At 72.4% G+C, this 19808-nt stretch carries 17 protein-coding genes; 4 read left to right on the top strand and 13 right to left on the bottom strand.

Annotated features, from left to right (window positions below; translation table 11 throughout):
- Window positions 1-12 precede the first annotated feature (12 nt).
- Window positions 13-1056 (bottom strand): NAD(P)-dependent alcohol dehydrogenase, encoded by a 1044-nt coding sequence (locus ACFYW9_RS00085; protein WP_389142587.1) that lies wholly within the window; start codon window positions 1054-1056, stop codon window positions 13-15.
- A 175-nt stretch (window positions 1057-1231) separates the two neighbouring features.
- Between ACFYW9_RS00085 and ACFYW9_RS00080 the strand changes: the two genes are divergently transcribed.
- The gene (locus ACFYW9_RS00080) at window positions 1232-2146 is read left to right on the top strand and encodes a helix-turn-helix transcriptional regulator (RefSeq protein WP_351875856.1); all 915 of its coding nucleotides are present in this window, start codon (window positions 1232-1234) and stop codon (window positions 2144-2146) included.
- Window positions 2147-2157: 11 nt separating this feature from the next.
- On the opposite strand, the gene ACFYW9_RS00075 is transcribed toward ACFYW9_RS00080, so the two are convergent.
- The 5 genes from ACFYW9_RS00075 to ACFYW9_RS00055 all read right to left on the bottom strand — a co-directional run bounded on the left by ACFYW9_RS00075 (window position 2158) and on the right by ACFYW9_RS00055 (window position 7397).
- Complete coding sequence (locus tag ACFYW9_RS00075) at window positions 2158-2928, bottom strand: antibiotic biosynthesis monooxygenase (RefSeq protein ID WP_351875853.1); 771 nt, start codon at window positions 2926-2928, stop codon at window positions 2158-2160.
- Window positions 2929-3086: 158 nt separating this feature from the next.
- Window positions 3087-3770, bottom strand: a complete 684-nt coding sequence (locus ACFYW9_RS00070; RefSeq protein ID WP_326785843.1) for an ABC transporter ATP-binding protein — start codon at window positions 3768-3770, stop codon at window positions 3087-3089.
- A 41-nt stretch (window positions 3771-3811) separates the two neighbouring features.
- A complete protein-coding gene (locus tag ACFYW9_RS00065) occupies window positions 3812-5269 on the bottom strand; it encodes an ABC transporter permease (protein ID WP_389142581.1) in 1458 nt (485 codons plus the stop codon).
- 262 nt (window positions 5270-5531) lie between these two features.
- Window positions 5532-6800 (bottom strand): Ig-like domain-containing protein, encoded by a 1269-nt coding sequence (locus tag ACFYW9_RS00060; RefSeq protein ID WP_389142578.1) that lies wholly within the window; start codon window positions 6798-6800, stop codon window positions 5532-5534.
- A 252-nt stretch (window positions 6801-7052) separates the two neighbouring features.
- Entirely contained in the window at window positions 7053-7397 is a 345-nt protein-coding gene (locus ACFYW9_RS00055; RefSeq protein ID WP_351875841.1) for a hypothetical protein, read from the bottom strand.
- Between the two features lie 110 nt (window positions 7398-7507).
- Between ACFYW9_RS00055 and ACFYW9_RS00050 the strand changes: the two genes are divergently transcribed.
- Window positions 7508-7873, top strand: a complete 366-nt coding sequence (locus ACFYW9_RS00050) for a hypothetical protein (protein WP_389142574.1) — start codon at window positions 7508-7510, stop codon at window positions 7871-7873.
- Window positions 7874-7910: 37 nt separating this feature from the next.
- On the top strand, window positions 7911-8663 hold the full coding sequence (locus ACFYW9_RS00045) for a DUF2625 family protein (RefSeq protein ID WP_389142571.1): 753 nt from the start codon (window positions 7911-7913) through the stop codon (window positions 8661-8663).
- Between the two features lie 153 nt (window positions 8664-8816).
- Here ACFYW9_RS00045 and ACFYW9_RS00040 read toward each other — a convergent pair whose 3' ends face one another.
- The 5 genes from ACFYW9_RS00040 to ACFYW9_RS00020 all read right to left on the bottom strand — a co-directional run bounded on the left by ACFYW9_RS00040 (window position 8817) and on the right by ACFYW9_RS00020 (window position 14940).
- Complete coding sequence (locus tag ACFYW9_RS00040) at window positions 8817-10601, bottom strand: DEAD/DEAH box helicase (protein WP_389142568.1); 1785 nt, start codon at window positions 10599-10601, stop codon at window positions 8817-8819.
- A gap of 133 nt (window positions 10602-10734) precedes the next feature.
- Window positions 10735-10938, bottom strand: coding sequence for a cold-shock protein (locus ACFYW9_RS00035; protein WP_030362889.1), 204 nt, complete (start codon window positions 10936-10938; stop codon window positions 10735-10737).
- A gap of 221 nt (window positions 10939-11159) precedes the next feature.
- On the bottom strand, window positions 11160-12698 hold the full coding sequence (gene hutH, locus ACFYW9_RS00030; RefSeq protein ID WP_389143529.1) for a histidine ammonia-lyase: 1539 nt from the start codon (window positions 12696-12698) through the stop codon (window positions 11160-11162).
- Between the two features lie 175 nt (window positions 12699-12873).
- On the bottom strand, window positions 12874-14028 hold the full coding sequence (locus ACFYW9_RS00025; protein ID WP_389142563.1) for a diguanylate cyclase domain-containing protein: 1155 nt from the start codon (window positions 14026-14028) through the stop codon (window positions 12874-12876).
- Window positions 14029-14112: 84 nt separating this feature from the next.
- Window positions 14113-14940: an enoyl-CoA hydratase-related protein gene (locus tag ACFYW9_RS00020; RefSeq protein ID WP_351875825.1), complete on the bottom strand. Its 828-nt coding sequence runs from the start codon at window positions 14938-14940 to the stop codon at window positions 14113-14115.
- 203 nt (window positions 14941-15143) lie between these two features.
- On the opposite strand from ACFYW9_RS00020, the gene ACFYW9_RS00015 reads away from it, so the two are divergent.
- The gene (locus ACFYW9_RS00015; protein WP_389142559.1) at window positions 15144-16802 is read left to right on the top strand and encodes a hypothetical protein; all 1659 of its coding nucleotides are present in this window, start codon (window positions 15144-15146) and stop codon (window positions 16800-16802) included.
- A 10-nt stretch (window positions 16803-16812) separates the two neighbouring features.
- Here ACFYW9_RS00015 and ACFYW9_RS00010 read toward each other — a convergent pair whose 3' ends face one another.
- Complete coding sequence (locus tag ACFYW9_RS00010; protein WP_389142556.1) at window positions 16813-18210, bottom strand: adenylate/guanylate cyclase domain-containing protein; 1398 nt, start codon at window positions 18208-18210, stop codon at window positions 16813-16815.
- Between the two features lie 442 nt (window positions 18211-18652).
- Window positions 18653-19522: a biotin--[acetyl-CoA-carboxylase] ligase gene (locus ACFYW9_RS00005; protein ID WP_351875816.1), complete on the bottom strand. Its 870-nt coding sequence runs from the start codon at window positions 19520-19522 to the stop codon at window positions 18653-18655.
- Window positions 19523-19808: the final 286 nt, after the last annotated feature.

Below are 19808 nucleotides of genomic sequence, written 5' to 3'. Positions count from 1 at the left end.
GGTTCGCCGGGACTAGCCGATCGTGGCCGCGTCGATCACGAAGCGGTAGCGGACGTCGCTCGCCAGGACCCGCTCGTACGCCTCGTTGATCTCCGACGCGTCGATCAGCTCGATCTCGGCGCCGAAGCCGTGCGTGGCGCAGAAGTCCAGCATCTCCTGGGTCTCCTGGATGCCGCCGATGCCGGAACCCGCGAGGGTCTTGCGGCCGCCGATCACCGAGAAGAGGTTGAGGCGGACCGGCTCCTCGGGGGCGCCCACGTTCACGAAGGCGCCGTCCGTGCGCAGCAGCGCGAGGTAGGCGTCCAGGTCCAGCGGGGCGGAGACGGTGGACAGGATCAGGTCGAACGTGCCGCGCAGCGCCTTGAAGGTCTCCGGGTCGCTGGTGGCGTGGTAGTGGTCGGCGCCGAGCTTCAGGCCGTCGTCCTTCTTGCGCAGCGACTGGGAGAGGACCGTGACCTCGGCGCCGAGCGCGTGCGCGATCTTGACGCCCATGTGGCCGAGACCGCCCATGCCGAGGACGGCGACCTTCTTGCCGGGGCCGGCGTTCCAGTGCTTGAGCGGGGAGTACGTGGTGATGCCGGCGCAGAGCAGCGGCGCGGCCACGTCGAGGGAGATGCCGTCGGGGATGCGCAGGGTGTAGTTCTCGTCGACGACGATCTTCTGGGAGTAGCCGCCGTAGGTGGGCTCGCCGTCCTTGCCGACGGAGTTGTACGTGCCGACGCCGCCGCCGGTGCAGTACTGCTCCAGACCAGCGGCGCAGTTGTCGCACTCACGGCAGGAGTCGACCAGGCAGCCGACGCCCACGCGGTCGCCGACCTTGAACTTGGTGACACCGGAGCCGACCTCCTCGACGATGCCGGCGATCTCGTGGCCGGGCACCATCGGGAAGGTCGCCTTCCCCCAGCCCTCGCGGGCCTGGTGGATGTCGGAGTGGCAGATGCCGGCGAACTTGATGTCGATCAGGACGTCGTGCTCCCTGACCTCACGGCGTTCGATGGTGGTGCGCTCCAGCGGAGCCTTGGCGGCGGGCGCGGCGTACGCAACGACAGTGGTCATGCCGGGGTTCTCCTCGGGAGGGGGGGTGGTCCGTGCCCGGCTGTCTCACGCCGGGCACGGCGTCCAGCCTGCCCGGTCCCCCGGGGTTCACCCAGACCACGGTTCTGCGTACGTTCGCTGGTCCTACCACTGGCGGGGTCAGGCTCCGCGGCGTACGACCGTCGATACTGGACGTATGGATGAACAGCCCTCCGAAGTGCCCGCCGGGGAGGCGGCCCACGCTCTCGACCGGCGCGCCGAGCTGAGCGAGTTCCTGCGCAGCCGCCGCGCCCGGCTGAAGCCGGAGGACGTCGGGATGCCCGACTTCGGGCGGCACCGCCGGGTGCCCGGGCTGCGCCGCGAGGAGCTGGCCCAGCTGGCCGGGGTGTCCGTCGCCTACTACACACGCCTCGAGCAGGGCAACGGCCGCAATGTGTCGGCCGAGGTGCTGGACTCCATCGCGCGGGCGCTGCGCCTGACGGATGCCGAGCACAACCACCTCACGCACCTCGCGAAGCCCAAGCAGCACAAGAAGAGGTCGGCGGCCAGGCCGCAGCAGGTGCGCGGCTCCCTGCGCCAGCTGCTGGACACGATCGACGGCGTCCCCGCGTACATCACCGGCCGGCGCTCGGACGTGCTCGTGTGGAACCGGATGGCCGCGGCCGTGTTCGGGGACTGGTCGGAGCTGCCGCCACAGGAGCGGAACTGGGCGCGGATGGTCTTTCTGCGGCCCGAGTACCGGGATCTTTTCGTGGAGTGGGAGCAGAAGGCGATCGACATCGTCTGTCTGCTGCGCATGGACGCGGGCTGCCATCCGGACGATCCGCGGCTGGCCGCGCTGGTCGGGGAGCTGTCCGTGAAGAGCGAGGACTTCCGGCGGCTGTGGGCGACGCACGACGTGAAGGAGAAGAGCCACGGGGTGAAGCTGCTGCGGCATCCGCTGGTGGGCGACCTCGCTCTGCAGTTCGAGTCGTTCCGGCTGATCGGCGACAGCGAGCTGGCGCTGGTCACGTATCACGCGGAGCCGGGGTCCGGCTCCGCCGAGGCGTTGCGGCTGCTGGCGTCGTGGGGGACGGACGCGACCCGGGCGGGCGCGTCCTCACCCCTCTGACGGATCCGGGCTCACGGCATGTACGGCGGCGCCGCGCCCCACGTCCACCTCGGTACGGGTTGCTCCGCCGGCGGCTTCGCGTCCGGGCCGGAGAAGTACACGGCCAGCCTCGTGCCCCACTCGGCGTAGGCGAGGAAGGCGGAGCGGAACTCGGCGTCGGCGGGGAGTCCCGCGTCGTCGGCGGCGTCCTGGAGCAGGTTCACCCAGCGGCGGCGCTGGACCTCCGTGATGCCCTTGCCCAGGTGCTTGGCGACCATGTGGCCGTGGCCGCCCTGGGTCTCGGAGTAGGCGGGCGGTCCGCCGAAGACCTCGCCGAGCCAGAGGGCGACATGGGCGGCGTGTTCGGGCGCGAGGCCGGCGAACAGCGGCGCGAGGAGGTCGTCCTTGAGGACCTTGCCGTAGAAGGCCTCGGTGAGACGGGCGAAGGCCTCGGCGCCGCCCGCCCAGGCGTAGAGCGTGGGCACGGAGGCGCCCTGGCCCCGTACCGAGGTCGGCTTGTAGTGGCGCATCTCCTCGATGCTGCCGATGTAGGGGCGGATCTCGGCGAGGAAGTCGGGGAAGAGCTCGGAGGTGCGGAAGCCCTCGATGTGGTCCTCGGTCGAGGTCCAGGTGATCCTCAGGATGAAGTGCTCGAAGTCGTCCTCACAGCGTGCGAGTTCGTAGTCGACGCACTGCGGGGCCGCGGCGAGCTGGACGGCGGCGCGGGTGTAGGCGGCCAGGAACTCGGCCGACTGCTCCTCGGGAATCCGGTAGCGGACGTATTCGACTGTCGAGACGGTCATGCCCCCACACAAACACGGAAGGGCCACCGGAAGCTCTCTTTCCGGTGGCCCTTTCGCTGCGGGCTCACTTCCGCGCCGCGCGGAACGGGCCGGAGCCGCCGGCCGGAGCACGCACGCCCCGCCCCGCGATCCCGTGTCCGCCGCCGCTAGAACCTGCCCTACGCTCCCGCGTTCTCCTTGACGGTGATCTTCCCCTTGCGGATCGTCGCGACGCGCGGGGCCTTCTTCGCGATCGCGGAGTCGTGGGTGACCATGATGAAGGTCAGCCCGTGCTCCTTCCACATGGCTTCGAGCACGTCCATGATCTCGTCGCGCATGCCCTCGTCGAGGTTGCCGGTGGGCTCGTCGGCGAGCAGCACCTTGGGCTGCTTGACCAGGGCGCGGGCGATCGCCACGCGCTGCTGCTGACCGCCCGACAGCTCGGCGGGCAAGTGCCCGAGCCGCTCGGCGAGCCCCACGGACTCCAGGGCCGCCGCGGCCCTCTCGCGCCGTTCCTTCGCCTTCACGCGCAGCGGTACGAGCGCGGTCTCGACGTTCTCCTGGGCGGTGAGCGTGGGGATCAGGTTGAAGCTCTGGAAGACGAAGCCGATGTTCTCGCTGCGCACCTTGGTGAGCTTCGCCTCGGACAGCTTGGCCATGTCGACGCCGTCGAGTTCGACGCTGCCCGCGGTGGGACGGTCGAGCCCGCCGAGCATCTGGAGCAGGGTGGACTTGCCTCCGCCGGTGGGCCCCTGGATGACGAGCCGGTCGCCGTCGCCGATCGTCAGGTCGATCCCCGCGAGCGCGTCGATCGTTTCCTTGCCCCGCGCATAGCGCTTGGTGACGCCTCTGAGTTCGTACATGGTCTTACTCCTGGGATACGTAAGTACGTGAGGGGCGGGGCTTATTCGACGCGGCGCAGGGCGTCGGCGGGGCGCAGCCTGGAGGCACGCCAGCCACCGAAGGCTCCGGCGATCAGGCCGCCGGCCACGGCCAGGACGACCGCGATGACGATGGTGTCGACGCTGACGGGAGCGGTGAGCGCGACGTCGAGGGCCTTGGAGGCGGTCTGCCGCGCCGGGCCGCCGAAGCCGCCGCCGGGACCGCCGCCCTGGCCGCCGCCGCCCGTGTTCCCCAGCTGTGCCTGGAGGTTGGGGCTGATCTCGGTGACGACGTAGGCGCCGGCGAGGCCGAGGGCGATACCGAGGGCACCGCCGACCAGACCGTTGACGATGGCCTCGCCGACCACCTGGCGGGTCACCCGGCTCGACTTCCAGCCGAGCGCCTTGAGGGTGCCGAACTCGCGCACCCGGCGGGACACGGCGGAGGAGGTGAGCAGACCGGCGACCAGGAACGCGGCCACGAGCACCGCGATCGACAGCCACTTGCCCACGCTCGAGGCGAGGTCGGAGGCGGTGGACAGGGAGCCGGAGACCGTGTCCGCGAGGTCGGCGGAGGTGGTGACCGTCGTACCCGAGATGTTCTTCTGGATGGTGCTCTTGACGCCGGCGATCTGCTGCGAGTCCGACGCCTTGACGTAGATCGTCGTGACCTTGTTCTTGGAGTCGCTGAGCGTCTGTGCCTGCTGGAGCGGGATGTAGAGGTTGGCCGCCGCGTCACCGCTGTCCGGGGTCGCGATGCCGATGACCTTGTACTTGACGCTCTTGATGGTGACGGTGCCACCGAGCTTGAGCTTCTTCTCCTTGGCGTACGACTTGTCCGCGACGACGACCTCGGCGTTCGTCTCGGAGGTCTTGAACGTACGGCCGCTGGTGATCTTCGACGAGGTCAGCGGGCCCAGGGACGGCTTGGTGACGTCGGTGCCGTAGACCGAGTAGTTGTTGACGTCGAAGTTGGCGCCGCCGCCCTCGACGCGGCCCTGCGGGGACTGCTGGGCCCCGGGGCCGCCCTGCCGGCTGCCGCCGCCGCTGTTCGGGTCCTGCTTGAACTGGCCGCGGGTGAACTGGCCGTTGATGCGGATGACCTGGAGGCTCAGACCGCCGACGGAGTCCGCGACGCCCTTCTGCGCGTCGACCTTGGAGACGGTCGAGGAGGCCAGGGTCTGGAAGCCCTGGACCATGACGCGGTCGCTGCTCTGTTCCTTGTCGGAATCGCTGTCCTTCGCGTCGAAGTTGAAGCGGGGGCGGTCGCCGGTGCCCTGGGCGGCGGCGGCCTTGGTGACCGTCATGTCGGTCCCCAGCCCGTACAGCGACTGGAGGACCTTGCCCTGCGCCTTCTCCATGCCCGAGGACACGGAGCTGACCACGATGACCAGTGCTATGCCCAGGGCGAGCCCGGAGGCGACGACGAGGGCCGCCTTTCTGCGGCGGCGCAGTTCGCGCCTCAGGTAGGTGAAGAACATGGCCGCAAGCTAGTTACGGCGCGTGATGAAGGAATAAGGCCGAAATAAGAGAACCATGAGAAGGCTGTGGCCGGGCCCGGAAATCTTTGGGAGACGCCGATGTGCGGGAACGCCGATGCGCGAGAACGCCGATGCGCGAGAACGCCGATGCGGCGGCGGCCCGTGGGGGCCACCGCCGCATCGGTGTTCGTTCGCGTCCCGGCCTCGGCGGACCGTCAGGTCCCGCCTCGGCCTCCGCGGACCGTCGGGCTCGCGCTTCGGCTCAGGCGGCCGAACCGGCCTTCCAGGCCGCCCAGTCCAGGTTCCAGCCGTTGAGGCCGTTGTCCGGGGCGATGGTCTTGTCGCCGGTGTTCTTGACGACCACGACGTCACCGATCAGCGAGTGGCTGAAGAACCACGCGGCGGGCGTGTTGGCGTCGTTGGCACCCTTGGTGTCCGACAGACCCACGCAGCCGTGGCTGGTGTTGACGGAGCCGAAGATGGACTTCGGGCCCCAGTAGTTGCCGTGGATGAAGGTGCCGGAGTTCGACAGGCGCATGGCGTGCGGCACGTCCTTGATGTCGTACTCGCCCTTGCCCTTCTCGTCCTTGAAGCCGACCGTCGAGCCGTCCATCCGGGTCTCCTTGAACTTCTCGGAGATCACCATCTGGCCCTGGTACGTGGTGTTCTCCGGGGCGCCCGCGGAGATCGGGATGGTCTTGACGACCTTGCCGTCCTGGGTGACCTGCATCGTCTTGGTCTTGGCGTCGACGATGGAGACCTGGTTGCGGCCGATCTTGAAGGTGACCGTCTTCTGCTGCACGCCGTAGACACCGCTCGCGCCCTGGACCCCGTCGAGGTCCAGCTTGAGGGTGACGGTGGAGCCGCCGGTCCAGTAGCTCTCGGGGCGGAAGTCCAGGCGGTTGGCGTTGAACCAGTGCCCGACGACCTCCTGGCCGCTGCTGGAGGAGACGGTGATCCCCTTCTGCACCGCGGCCTTGTCGGTGATCGCCTTGTCGAAGTTGATCGAGACCGGCATGCCGACACCGACGGTGGAACCGTCCTCGGGCGTGAAGTTGCCGATGAAGCTGTTGGCCGGGGAGACCGTGGTGAACGACGCGTTCTCGTGGGCGGTGCGGCCCTCGGAGTCGGCGGCCTCGGCGGCGATCTTGTACGTGGTGGCGCGCTCCAGCCGGTTGAGGGGCTTCCAGCTCTTCTTGTCCGCCGATATCTGACCGGCGACGGCGGTGCCGGACGCGGTCTTCATCGTGACGGACGTGAGCGAGCCCTTGGTGACCGTTACGGCGGTGCCGTTGTTGATCGAGGCGTTGTCGGAGCCGTCCTTGGGCGTGATCTTGATCAGGGCCTCGGACGTCTTCTTGGCCGCCGCCTCGTCGACCTTGGCCTGCGACGTGGAGTCGCCGCCGTCCGACGCGCCGGCCTTGTCCTCGCCTCCGCTGCACGCAGAGAGCACCAGCACCCCGCCGAGCAGTGCGGACGCCGCCACAAGACGCCTGCGCCGCTTACTGTTCGTCATCACACGCTTCTCCATCGTCGCCGATTCCCGAAAAGGACCACGGCAGTCCCGTAACTCGTAAGAACGCCCCAACTGGTTCGCCCCGTTCCACTTCACACGGAAGTGTGGCCCACGCCACGTCCGTCGCGTCCACCACGTACGGACACATTGACCGAAGCGGGTACGGAAGGGTGGTGCGGAGGGGTGGTGCGGAGGCGGCCGCGCTTCGCCGGGGACAAAGAACCCCGGACGGCGGTCGCCGGCCGGGGTCAGGGTTCCCGGACCGCTTCAGCCGCGCGCGTCTTCCTCGTCGTCCTCGTCAGCATCATCCTCGTCGATGTCCCAATCCGGCGAATCGGGATCATAGTCAACGGGCTCGCTGCTCCACGAGGCCTGCGCGAGTTCGATTCCGGGCACCTCGCTGACCAGGTCGAACGGGTCGACGAGATAGGCGAGGGCCTCCGCCGTGTCTTCCGTCACTGCGCCCTCGGCATGTGCTCTTTCGTCGGCCGGCATGTCCGTGTCGGCCCCGATCCGGGCCAGCGCGGCCCGGGTGACGGCGTCGGCGTCGTCGATCTCCAGCACGAGTTCGACACGAAGCCGTACAAACTGTGAAGTCTCTGAGGTGCTCATGGGAGGGAGCGTACGGCCCCCGGCATGCGCGACTTTCCCACGACCCGCGCCTTTCACTAGCATCGGCCCCCAGGGCCAATTCGCAAGCGCCACAAGGGGATCGATATTTCGTGTCCGCCGCACGTCGATCGTTGCTGACCGCCACCACAGCGGGGACCCTCCTGGGTGCCCTGTGGTTCGTCCCGTCCGCCAACGCGACCCAGGACGTACCCACACCGGGCTCGACGGCGTCGACGTCCGCGGCACCGACCGTCACCGTGCCGGCACCGGCGTCCGCGGAGGCGGACGGCGACGGGACCGGCACGCTCTCCGGTGACGGCGGGCCGCACACGTTCTCCGGTGACGACGGGACCCGGCTCGCGGACACGGGCGCCGTGGACACCACTCCGTATCTCGTCGGCGGCACGCTCTTCCTCGGTCTGGGCGCCGGATTCGTGGCGTATTCCGTGCGCCGAGAGCGCATGATGGGCTACTGAGCGCGTCGACCGCGTCCGGACAACCCACGGGGAAGCCATGCGAGAGCTGAGCGAGCTGACCGACGTCGAGGAACCGGCCTGGCCGCTGCTGTCCAAGGCGATCGCCGCGAGCGGGGTGTCCATGGAAGTGCCCCCGGTGGACACCGACCTGGGCCGCGCGAGCCTGCTCCAGCTCCAGGTCACCGCACGGTCCTGGCTGGGCGGGATGGTGCTCAACTGCGGCGGTGTGGTGCTGGACAGCGGGTGGCTGCGGATCTACGGCAGTCCGGCCGAGGACGAGCCGACGGGGCTGCCGGGCGGGTCGACGGACCTGCCCTCGCTGGCCGAGGTGAACGGATTCCCCGAGTACTTCGATCCCGGCTGGCGTCCGCGGGACGGCGGGCTCGTCGTCGGCCACGACGTGCTGGGCGGGGTGTTCGTCCTCAACGGCGCCGACCCGGAGTCGGTGGGGCGTCCCGGTCATCCCGGCGAGGTCGTGTACTTCGCGCCGGACTCACTGAAGTGGGAGGCGCTCGAAGTGGGCCACGGGGCATGGCTCCAGTGGCTCCTGGGCGAGGGCACGGACAAGTTCTACGACACGCTGCGCTGGCCCGGCTGGCGGGCCGAGTCCGGCGCCCTCACGGGCACGCAGGGGCTGTCCGTGATGCCGTTCCTGTGGTCGGCGGAGGCGCGGCGCGATCTGATGTCGACCAGCCGCCGCGCGGTGCCGCTGGCGGAACTGCTCAGCCTGCACCGGGACTTCGCCCTGAAACTGGACGGGGTCGACCCGGGTTTCCTCGGCGACGTCTGAACCCCCGCGCTACGCGGCCCGGTTCAGCTCCGGGAACCGCGAGAGGCGGTCTCCCGGCCGCAGGGCGTGGTCCGTTCACGCGGCGGTCCCGCACCCCACGGGCATGATGCCAGGGGGTGCGGGACCGCGGCGAAGCCGAACGATCCGGTCCGGTCAGGCGGCCCTGCGGCCGCCACCGCCCTGGCCGCCGTTCTGGCCACCGCGCTGCGGAGCACGCCCGCGGCCACCGGAGCGACCGGCACCCGCGCCGCCACCGGCCTCCGTACGACGACCCGCGCCACCGCCGGTCTCGGCACGACGACCCGCGCCACCGCCGGCCTCCGTACGACGACCCGCGCCGCCACCGGTCTCGGCACGACGACCCGCGGCCGCTCCCCCGGTGTTCGCGCGGCGTCCGGCGGCCGTGTCGCCCGTCGCGGCGTCCGTGCCCGGACGTCCGCCGCGCTGCCGGCGGGCCTGACCGTCGGAGCCTGTGCCCGTGCGTCCGGCCGTGTCGCCGCCGGCGACCGCCGGGCGCCTGGCCCCGCCTCCGGTGGCACGCCGCGCCTTGGGCCGAGCCTTCGGCTGTTCGGCCTGCTGCGGGACCTCGATGACGACCGGCACGCCGGAAGGCTCGCGGGCGCCGGTGAGGCGGGCGAGCTCCTCGTCGCTGGACTTGACGCGGGCGGTACGCGGCGTGATGCCCGCGTCCGCCATCAGGCGGGTCATCTCACGCTTCTGCTCGGGGAGCACCAGGGTGACGACGCTGCCGGACTCTCCGGCGCGGGCGGTGCGGCCGCCGCGGTGGAGGTAGTCCTTGTGGTCGGTCGGCGGGTCGACGTTGACCACGAGGTCGAGGTCGTCGATGTGGATGCCGCGGGCCGCCACGTTGGTGGCCACGAGGGCGGTGACCTGACCGTTCTTGAACTGGTCGAGGGTGCGGTTGCGCTGCGGCTGGCTGCGCCCGCCGTGCAGGGCGGAGGCCCGGACACCGCTGGCGAGCAGCCGCTTGGTGAAGCGGTCGGCGCCGCGCTTGGTGTCGACGAAGAGGATCACCCGGCCGTCGCGGGCGGCGATCCGCGTGGCGACCGCCTTCTTGTCGGTCTCGTCGGCGACGTGCAGCACGTGGTGCTCCATGGTCACCACCGCGCCCGCGGACGGGTCGACGGAGTGCACCACGGGGTCGGTGAGGAACATCTTGACGAGCCGGTCGATGTTCTTGTCGAGCGTGGCCGAGAAGAGCAGCCGCTGGCCGTCCGGCTCGACCTGCTTGAGCAGCGCGGTGACCTGGGGCATGAAGCCCATGTCCGCCATCTGGTCGGCCTCGTCCAGCACGGTGATCGCGACCTGTCCGAGGGCGCAGTCGCCGCGCTCGATGAGGTCCTTGAGCCGCCCGGGGGTGGCCACGAGCACCTCGACACCGCGGCGCAGCGTGCCGGCCTGCCGGCCGATCGACATCCCGCCGACGGCCGTGGTCACGCGCAGGTTGACGGCGGTGGCGTACGGCGTCAGCGCGTCGTCGACCTGCTGGGCGAGCTCGCGGGTGGGGACGAGGACGAGCGCGAGCGGACTGCGCGGCTCGGCCCGGCGGCCGGCGGTACGGGCGAGGAGCGCGAGCCCGAAGGCGAGCGTCTTGCCGGAGCCGGTGCGTCCGCGGCCGAGCACATCGCGCCCGGCGAGGGAGTTGGGCAGCGTGGCGCCCTGGATCGGGAAGGGATCGGTGACACCCTGGGCCGCGAGGGTCTTCGTCAGGGCGGCCGGCATGTCCAGCGCGTCGAAGGAGTCGACCGCGGGCAGCGCCGGGGTGATGGTCTCGGGCAGGGAGAACTCCTGCGGCGGCGCGACCTTGCGGGCGCCGGGGCGCCCGGCACTCCGGCCCGCGTTCCTCGCGGAACCGCCGGTCTGTGCGGCGCGCGCGTTTGCCGGCCGCTTACGGACGGGACGTTCGGATCGAGTCATGCTGGATCTGGATTTCCTTCCTGGGCCCACGGACTGCACACACAGCGCTCACCGACTGCATGAGCTGTCACAGCGCTGAGCCGGGACCCGCACCCGAAGGCGCGGGACCCGGCTCTGGAAAAGCGCGCTCGAACTAGGCGGGAACGATGTTCTCCGCCTGCAGGCCCTTCTGGCCCTGCGTGACCTCGAAGGAGACCTTCTGGCCCTCGAGGAGCTCACGGAAGCCGGAGCTGGCGATGTTCGAGTAGTGGGCGAAGACGTCGGGGCCGCCGCCGTCCTGCTCGATGAAGCCGAAGCCCTTTTCCGAGTTGAACCACTTCACGGTGCCAGTAGCCATGTTGTTCTCCTGAACAGGTAGTTGGGCCCCCATCCGGAGATGCACCGGGTAATGCCGGAGATGCCGGTAAAACAAAACGCGCCTGCGGAGGATTCCGATCAGGCGCACAAAGTAAATGGGTACCAAAAACGTATCAATGAGACAGTAGCACACCCTGACACCAGGGGGCGAGGTGCCGTATGTGGGCCGGGACACACCCGGCCCACATACGGCGCACTCCGCTACGCGAGCGGGCCGGTCACCGGCTCCACCGCGGCCACCACACCGCCGGCGCGCACGAACGCGTCCGCCGCCGCCAGGTCGGGGGCGAGGAAGCGGTCCGGGCCGGGGCCCTGGACGCCGGCCGCGCGGACCGCGTCGATGACCGCCCGCGACGCCGGGGCGGGCGTCAGACCCTCGCGGAGTTCGATCGCGCGGGTGGCGGCGTACAGCTCGATCGCCACGATCCGGGTCAGGTTGTCCACGGAGGTGCGCAGCTTGCGCGCCGCCGACCAGCCCATGGAGACGTGGTCCTCCTGCATGGCGGAGGAGGGGATGGAGTCCGCGGACGCCGGTACGGCGAGCCGCTTCATCTCGCTGACCAGCGCGGCCTGCGTGTACTGGGCGATCATCAGGCCCGAGTCGACGCCGGCGTCGTCCGCGAGGAACGGCGGGAGGCCGTGGCTGCGGTTCTTGTCGAGCAGCCGGTCGGTGCGGCGCTCGGCGATCGAGCCGAGGTCGGCGGCGGCGATGGCGAGGAAGTCGAGGACGTAGGCGACGGGGGCGCCGTGGAAGTTGCCGTTCGACTCGACGCGGCCGTCGGGCAGCACGACCGGGTTGTCGACGGCGGAGGCCAGCTCGCGCTCGGCGACCGTGCGGGCGTGCGCGAGGGTGTCCCGGCCGGCGCCGGCGACCTGCGGGGCGCAGCGCACGGAGTAGGCGTCCTGGACGCGCGGGGCGCCGTCCTGGTGGTGGCCGGTGAGCTCCGAACCCTTCAGCACGGCCAGCATGTTGGCGGCGCTGGCGCTCTGGCCGGGGTGCGGGCGGATGGCGTGCAGCTCGGGGGCGAGGACCTTGTCCGTGCCGAGGAGCGCTTCGAGGGAGAGCGCGGCGGCGACGTCGGCCGACTTGTACAGCGTCTCCAGGTCGGCGAGGGCCATGACCAGCATGCCGAGCATGCCGTCGGTGCCGTTGAGGAGGGCGAGCCCCTCCTTCTCGCGCAGTTCGACGGGGGTGATGCCGGCCTCGGCGAGCAACTCGCCCGCGGGGCGCACGACTCCGTCGGGGCCTTCGGCGTCGCCCTCGCCCATCAGGGTCAGGGCGCAGTGGGACAGCGGCGCCAGGTCGCCGGAGCAGCCGAGCGAGCCGTACTCGTGGACGACCGGGGTGATGCCCGCGTTCAGGATGTCCGCCATGGTCTGCGCGACCTCGGGCCGCACACCGGTGTGGCCGGAGCAGACGGTCTTGAGCCGCAGGAACATCAGCGCGCGGACGACCTCGCGCTCGACGCGCGGGCCCATGCCGGCGGCGTGCGAGCGGACGATGTTGCGCTGCAGCTGGGCGCGCAGTTCCGGGCTGATGTGCCGGGTCGCCAGGGCGCCGAACCCGGTGGAGACGCCGTAGACGGGCTCCGGCTTCGCGGCCAGCGCCTCCACGATCTCGCGGGCCGCGGCGAGGGCCGCCACCGCCTCGCCGGAGAGCTCGATCCGGGCGCCTTCGCGCGCCACGGCGAGAACGTCGGACGCGGTCACTCCGGACGTCCCCACCACCACAGTGTGCATATCCATATTCAGGAGCGTACGCAGTGAATTCTATGATGTCACTAGCGGGCGGGGGGTTGACCCCTTACTCCGGCGTACGTCACAACGGCCGCTCCGTCCGCCACGGCCGCCGCCCGATGGCGTGTCACGGACGCGCCGACCGTGCCGCGCCCCGCCCGCGGCGGCCGTGCCGTCGTCACGTGCGGGGCCTGTCGTGCCGTCCGCGGAACCTGCGGCGCTCGCCCGCCGCCGGCGGGGGCGCGTCCGCGAGGCGCACCACGGGATCGTCGGGGCCCTCGCGCCCGGCGACCACGGGCTTCGCGGCCCGGACGGCCTTCGCGCGGTACTGCGCCGCGTCCGCCAGCCGGAACAGCCGACGCGCCGACCGTACGGGGCCGATCGCGTCCCCGGTCGAGGCGACCCCGCACGCCACGCCCTCGCCGAGCTCCAACTCGGCCGCCCGGCAGCAGAGTTCACCGGCGACACGGACCACGTCGTCGGCCGGCGGGCCGACCGCCAGCAGACAGAACTCGTCGCCGCCCAGCCGTGCCGCCAGGGTGCCCGGGAGCATGGCCCCGCACAGCGAGAGCACCGACCCGAACCGTTCGAGGAGCCGGTCGCCGACGGCGTGCCCCCGGGTGTCGTTGACGCGCTTGAGTCCGTTGAGGTCGCACACGACGAGACTGACCACGACACCGTCCTCCCTGTGCCGCTCCACGGCCTCCTCGAGCCGTACGTCCACGGCGCGGCGGTTGGCGAGTCCGGTCAGGGAATCGGTGTAGGCCAGGCGCCGGGCCTCCTCCAGGCGCTCGGTCTGCGCGATCCCGGCGGCGACGACGGAGGCGAGGACGGTCGCGAAGTCGGCGTCCTGCGGGCCGTAGACGGGGGCTCCGGCCGGACGGGCCACGTAGAGCTCCCCCCACGCCCGCCCGTGCATCACGATCGGCGCGACGACACAGCAGCCGCGGCCGCGCCTGCGCAGCGCCGCCACGCGCTGGTGGCAGTACCCGAAGGCGCCGGCCACGGGGCCGTCGGAGGTCTCGACCCAGGCGTTGGGCTCGCCGCCGCCCGCCCAGCGCTCGTGCAGGAACTCGGTGATCTCCGGGAACTGGTGCACCGGGTAGGCCTCCCCGTCGGGGAACTCGTCCTCGTCCGGGGCGCGGTCGCCCACGTTGGCCAGCACCCGCAGCCGGCCGAGTTCGCGCTCCCACACGGAGAGCGCGGCGAAGCTCCCGGCCAGCGCGTGACACGCGCCGAGCGCCGCCGCCCGCCACGACTCCCGCGGGGTGTGCGCCGCCGCCATCCCCTGCGCCAGCGTCACCACGGCCCTCAGCCGATTGTCCTCACCCATCACCCCAGGCTAGGTATATTTGCGCACATTTGGGACGTCGGCGGAGCGAACAGGGGTACGGGTCGCACGACGAGGGTTCCGGGGCTACTCTCCCGGCCACTCCGGCTTGCGCTTCTCGTTGAACGCGGCGACCCCTTCCGCCCGGTCACCGGAGAAGGCGACGGAGCGCCAGGCCGCGTCCTCGACCTCCAGGCCGGCCCGCAGGTCGAGTCCGTGACCGAGTCGCAGGGCGCGCTTGGCGGCACGCAGTCCGACCGGCGAGTTGGCGGCGATCCGGGCGGCCAGGGCGAGCGCTTCCACCCTGTCCTGCCCCGCTTCCACCAGCTCGTCCACCAGGCCCAACTCCCGCGCCTCGGCGGCCTCCAGACGCCGCGCCGAGAAGATGAGCTCGGCGGCGCGCGCGGCCCCGACCCGGCGCGGCAGCAACTGCGTACCGCCGCCTCCGGGAATCACGCCGACGGACACCTCGGGCAGTCCGACGACCGCCGTACGGTCGGCCACGATCAGGTCGCAGGACAGCGCCAGCTCGAACCCGCCGCCCAGCGCGAAGCCGTGAACGGCGGCGACGGTCGGCATCGGCAGTTCCAGGACACCGGTGTACGCGGCTCGCGCGAGCGGCCGCTGGCGCACCAACTCGGCGTCCGAGAAGGAGTTGCGCTCCTTCAGATCGGCGCCGACGCAGAAGGCGCGCTCGTGCGTGGAGGTCAGCACGACCACGCGTACGTCCCGGTCGGCGGCGAGGGCCTCGCAGGCGCCGGCGATCGACCGCGCCATGTCCGTGGACACGGCGTTCATGGCCTTGGGCCGGTCGAGGACGAGCTCGGCGACGTACCCGTGCCGCCGTACGGCCACGAACTCCCCGAACCTCCGCTCGGCCGGCTCCGCCGTCCGGTCCGCCTCGTGCTGCGCCATGACACCCTCCCGGTTAACGCGGGTTAACAATCGATGCCCCGATCATCGCAGCAGGCGCCGTCCGGCGAAACCCGCCCCCTCGGGCCGTAGCTCCTCGTTCGAGTGACATGTCGCCGGACTTCGTTTCTCCGCCCTCGGACCGCGCATAACCTGCGCACCGCCGCAACGCATCAGGGGCACCGGCTCACCGGGGAGGGACGACCATGACGAACCGCGAGACACCGCAGGCCGCCGGCACCCGGCCGGGCCCGCGACCCGCACTCACGCGACCGCCGGCCCAGCGGGCGTCGTCCGGGGCCACCGGTCCCGGTACCTCGCCCGACCGGCGCTCCGACTCCACGGCGGCCACGGCCGCGCCGGCGGACACCGGGTGGATCCGCGTCACGCCGCTCAACCGGGCGTTGTCCGCCCCCGCCCCGGCGGCCGCCACGGGAGGAACCGGCGCCGAGGACGCCGGGACCACCGAGAGGCGCGCCCCGGGCCCACGGGGCGGAGCGACCGCCGCGGGGAAGGCCGGGACGACGCCGGACAGGGCCGCGAAGGTCTGGGCCCCCTCACCGGGGAGGCCGGCCGCCGGAGCCGGAGGGGGCACGCGAGCACGAGGAGCCGGTACCTCGGCGGCCGCGACGGCACGCGGGGCCGCAGCCAGGGCGGGCGCCGAGAGGACGGAGGCCACGGTCGCGACAGGCACCCAGCGGACGGAGGCCGGGGCGAAGACGCGGGAAGCCGTCACGCAGGCAAGGGGCACCCAGGCCGGGGCACGGGAAGCCGGAGCGACGGCACAGGCCACCGTCACGCCGGGCACTCAGGGGACACAGGCCAAGGCGAAGGCGCCGGAAGCCGCGGCCGAGACGCGCGAGGCCACCGCCACGCCGGGCGCTCAAGGGACACAGGCCAAGGCGAAGACACCGGAAGCCGCGGCCGAGACGCGCGAGGCCACCGTCGCGGCGGACACCCGGCGGGCGGAAGCCAAGACGGCCGCCGAGAAGGCGGAGGCCTCGGCCGAGCCGCGCAAAGCCACCGTCACGCCGGGCGCTCAGGGGACGCGAGCCGGGGCGAAGGCACCGGAAGCCGGAGCGGAGGCGCGGGAAGCCGGGGTCGGGGCCCGGGAAGCCGAGGTCGGGGCCCGGGAGGTGCCGGGTGGGGCCGATGGTGCCGGCCGGGGGCGACGGATCGTTCCGGCGCCGCGTTCGGCCGGGGTGCGCGAGCGCGCGTACGTCTCCGGCGACGAGCCCACGTACGCCCCCCGCGACGACGAGCCCGCTCCCGTCCGGCTCCGTACCGTCCGGGGCCGTCACCGCAAGCCCCGCCGACGCCGGGTGCTCTTCGCCGCGGGCGGACTCGCGCTCGCCGCGGGGGTGCTGAGCCTCGCCCGGATGACACCGGACCCGGTGACCGGGCACGCGGACGCGGGGGCCACGGAGGCCGAGCCGGTCGCGACCGCCACCGACAACGACGTTGCGGGCGACGCCGTCCCCACCGTCGCGGCCATGCCCTCGCCCACGTGGGCCGGGGCCGCACCGGCGAGCCCCGCGATGGGCGGGACGAGCCCCGCACCCACCTCGGACGCGAGCCGGATCCCGGCGTCGGTCCGGACGCTGGCCGCCACGGTCCCGGCGGCCCGCGGCGCGGCCCCCGTCGCCACGACGCCGGGCGGCACCGGCATCCCCACGGCTCCCGTGACGAAGGCGCCGCCCGCGCGACCCACACCGGCCGCCACGGCGCCCGCGGAGGTACCGCGGCACACCCCGTCCCCGACCCCGACCGCCCAGGCGCCGTCCCATCAGCCGCCGGACGTGTGCGTGCCGATCGTGGGGATCTGCGTGAAGGAGCTGCTGTCACCCGGCCGGGACGGCCGGTGACCGGGACCTGCTACGCCTCGTCGGCCCGCCGGGCCAGCAGCCACGGCTCGATGACGCCGAGACCTCGGACGGGCCGCTGCCACATCGGCTGGAGCGCGAAGCGGTACGAGGGGGGTTCCTCGCCCTCCTTCTCCGCCGCGGCCGCCGCCTCCGCGGCAGCCGCCTCGGAGGCGGGCGCGTCACCGGTGCGGGTCAGCTCCTCGGCGAAGGCGCCGTCGACGAGGACGGCGTCGCGCGGCGCTATCGACGTGAGGCGGCTCGCCAGGTTCACGGTCGTACCGAACACGTCGCCCATCCGGGTGGTCACCGTGCCGAAGGCGATGCCGACACGCAGCTCAGGCATCGTCTCGTCGTTGGCCATCGTCTCGATGAGCCGCAGCGCGATCTCGGCGGCGACACCGGCGTCGTCCGCGGAGTAGAGCACCTCGTCGCCGAGGGTCTTGATGAGCCGGCCCCCGTGGGCCGCCACCAGGTCCGCCGCGGTGGTCTCGAAGGCCTCGACGAGTTCGCCGAGTTCCTCCTCCTCCATGCGGCGCGTCAGCCGTGTGAAACCGACCAGGTCGGCGAAGCCGACGGCGAGACGGCGGTCGACCATCTCCTCGTCGTCCGCCGCCTGCACGACCCGGCCGGTGGCCGCCGCGAGCTGGCGGCGCCAGACGTAGACGAGGAACTCCTCCAGCTCGGGCAGGAGCAGTTCGATCAGGGGGTACGTCACCTCGGTGCGCGTCATTCCCGGTTCCGGGGGCTCGGTCAGGCCCTCCAGAAAGGAATCGATCTGCCATTCGGCCAGACGGGCGGTGGTCTGCCCGGTGGACCGGGCGACCTGGACGGCCATGGCCTCGCTCAGCAGGCCCGCCTCGACGAGACCGGCGAGCCGGCGCAGGGCGAGCACGTCCGCCTCGGTCAGCGCCTTGGCCTGGCCGATGTCCGCGAAGCCCATCGCCCGCCAGAAGCGGGAGGCCAGCTCCATGGAGACGCCCGCGCTGCGGGCCGCCTGGAACGGGGTGTACCGCCGCTCGGCGCCGAGGATCAGCCCCTCCAGGCGCAGCGCGAGCGGGTCCTCCCCCGAGTCCGGCTCGGCCTGGGGGTCCACCCGGCCGGTCGCCTCGTGGCGTGCGTCGGGCCGGACGTCCGGACGGGTGTCGCCACCGTGGCCGTCCCCGCGGGTCTCGCTCCCCTCGTCGGAGCGGTCGTCCCCGTGGAGGCCGGTTCCCGCGTGCGAGCGGTCGTCCGGGCGGTGGTTCGGGCGGCTGCCGGTCCCGGCGTCGGGACGGGCGTCCTGCCGGGCCTCGCCGTCCGCGGCGGCCCGTGCGGGTGCCGCGTCCGTGACCGGCCCGGCGGTACGGCCCGGCTCGCCGCCGGGGGCGGGGTGGGCGCCCGTGCCGGAGCCGGTGTCGTCGACGGTCACTCCTGCTGCCCTTCCGATCTGCCGCGGTCAGGTTCGACCGCGCTCAACTCTACGGCAGGTGTGCGCTGGCTCACTCCCGACGGCGGGACCGAGGCCGGGGGCGGTGCCGAAGGCCTGGACCACTCGCGGGTCCGGGCCGTCACACCCCTCACCGGACCACGCCCTCGCACCGTCCGCCACGCCGGGCCACGCCCTCGCACCACCCACCGCGCCGGGCCGCGCCCGTGCGGTCCCCGGCGCGCGCCCGCTCGATGTCCAGGGCGCCCCCGGGGTTGTCCACGGAGGCGCCGACGGGCGGCCCGACCGCGCGGGCCGCACGGGCCGCACGGGCAGGGACGCCCCGGCCCGCGCGGCCCGTCGGGCCGGGCCAGGGCGCCGCACACCGGGCGGAAGAGGATGCCGGGGTGCGCTCGGGTCGTGGCGGCCCGCCGTGCCCGTCGCCTCACGCGGGCCGCAGATGCACCACGTCCCCGGCCCCCACCGGCTCCTGCACGCCGTCCGCGGTCGCGATGACCAGCCGCCCGTCCCCGTCCAGGGCCACCGCTTCCCCGACGACCGTCCGGCCGCCGGGCAACTCGGCCCGTACCGTGCGCCCGAGCGTCGCGCATCCGGCCGCGTACGTCTCCTGGAGGCCGGACGCGACGGGGTCGCCGCCCGCGTCCCGCCAGCGCACGTACCACTGCTCCAGGGAGCGCAGCACGGCCCGCAGCACGGTGTCACGGTCCGTGGTCGTCGCGCCCGCCAGTGCCAGCGATCCGGCGCCCGGTACGGGCAGTTCCTCGGCGCGCAGCGAGACGTTGACGCCGATGCCGACGACGACCGCGTCGGCGCCCGCGCGCTCGGCGAGGATGCCGCCGGCCTTGCGTTCCTCTCCGTCCACGGTGACCAGCAGGTCGTTGGGCCACTTGAGTGCCGTGTCGACCCCGGCGGAGTGCGAGAGCGCCGTCGCGGCGGCCACGCCGGTGAGCAGCGGCAGCCAGCCCCAGCGTTCGACGGGGACTCCGGTGGGCTTCAGCACCACGGAGAAGAAGAGGCCGGAGCGGGCCGGCGCGGTCCACCGGCGGTCCAGGCGGCCGCGTCCGGCGTTCTGTTCCTCGGCGACGAGGACCGCGCCCTCGTCGGCCCCCTTCTCCCCCGTGACGATGCCCGCCAGGTCGGTGTTGGTCGATCCTGTCCGTTCCACCACCTCCACGTCGGACCACAGGCCGCCGTCGCGGACCAGCGCCCTGCGCAGGGCGGCCCCGTTCAGTGGCGGACGGCCCAGGTCGGACCACCGGTTGTCGTTCGCGTCTGCTGCATCTCGCGGCGTCATGCAACCCACCCTAGGTGTGGTAAACGCCGCACTGCCGATAGGTAGGCACGCCACTACGCTACGGATGAGTAGCAAGCCCCCCTTCTGAGCGCCGCTCTGAGCACCGCGTTTTCCGAGCAGTCACCTCACGTCCCCTTAGATCAGGCAGGGAGCCGCAACCCGATGTCCGAGCCGGAAGAGCTGCACCACCCCGACATCCACACCACCGCGGGCAAGCTCGCGGATCTGCAGCGCCGCATCCAGGAAGCGACGCACGCCGGCTCGGAGCGCGCCGTCGAAAAGCAGC

The organism is Streptomyces sp. NPDC002698 (assembly GCF_042888945.1).
GTDB lineage: Bacteria > Actinomycetota > Actinomycetes > Streptomycetales > Streptomycetaceae > Streptomyces.
This window is presented reverse-complemented; position numbering and strand designations above follow the sequence as displayed.

Excerpts from the sequence above, each read along its gene's own strand:
- ACFYW9_RS00085 (WP_389142587.1), bottom strand. The coding sequence starts at position 1,056 with ATGACCACTGTCGTTGCGTACGCCGCGCCCGCCGCCAAGGCTCCGCTG.
- ACFYW9_RS00080 (WP_351875856.1), top strand. The coding sequence starts at position 1,232 with ATGGATGAACAGCCCTCCGAAGTGCCCGCCGGGGAGGCGGCCCACGCT.
- ACFYW9_RS00075 (WP_351875853.1), bottom strand. The coding sequence starts at position 2,928 with ATGACCGTCTCGACAGTCGAATACGTCCGCTACCGGATTCCCGAGGAG.
- ACFYW9_RS00070 (WP_326785843.1), bottom strand. The coding sequence starts at position 3,770 with ATGTACGAACTCAGAGGCGTCACCAAGCGCTATGCGCGGGGCAAGGAA.
- ACFYW9_RS00065 (WP_389142581.1), bottom strand. The coding sequence starts at position 5,269 with ATGTTCTTCACCTACCTGAGGCGCGAACTGCGCCGCCGCAGAAAGGCG.
- ACFYW9_RS00060 (WP_389142578.1), bottom strand. The coding sequence starts at position 6,800 with ATGGAGAAGCGTGTGATGACGAACAGTAAGCGGCGCAGGCGTCTTGTG.
- ACFYW9_RS00055 (WP_351875841.1), bottom strand. The coding sequence starts at position 7,397 with ATGAGCACCTCAGAGACTTCACAGTTTGTACGGCTTCGTGTCGAACTC.
- ACFYW9_RS00045 (WP_389142571.1), top strand. The coding sequence starts at position 7,911 with ATGCGAGAGCTGAGCGAGCTGACCGACGTCGAGGAACCGGCCTGGCCG.
- ACFYW9_RS00040 (WP_389142568.1), bottom strand. The coding sequence starts at position 10,601 with ATGACTCGATCCGAACGTCCCGTCCGTAAGCGGCCGGCAAACGCGCGC.
- ACFYW9_RS00035 (WP_030362889.1), bottom strand. The coding sequence starts at position 10,938 with ATGGCTACTGGCACCGTGAAGTGGTTCAACTCGGAAAAGGGCTTCGGC.
- hutH (WP_389143529.1), bottom strand. The coding sequence starts at position 12,698 with ATGCACACTGTGGTGGTGGGGACGTCCGGAGTGACCGCGTCCGACGTT.
- ACFYW9_RS00025 (WP_389142563.1), bottom strand. The coding sequence starts at position 14,028 with ATGGGTGAGGACAATCGGCTGAGGGCCGTGGTGACGCTGGCGCAGGGG.
- ACFYW9_RS00020 (WP_351875825.1), bottom strand. The coding sequence starts at position 14,940 with ATGGCGCAGCACGAGGCGGACCGGACGGCGGAGCCGGCCGAGCGGAGG.
- ACFYW9_RS00015 (WP_389142559.1), top strand. The coding sequence starts at position 15,144 with ATGACGAACCGCGAGACACCGCAGGCCGCCGGCACCCGGCCGGGCCCG.
- ACFYW9_RS00005 (WP_351875816.1), bottom strand. The coding sequence starts at position 19,522 with ATGACGCCGCGAGATGCAGCAGACGCGAACGACAACCGGTGGTCCGAC.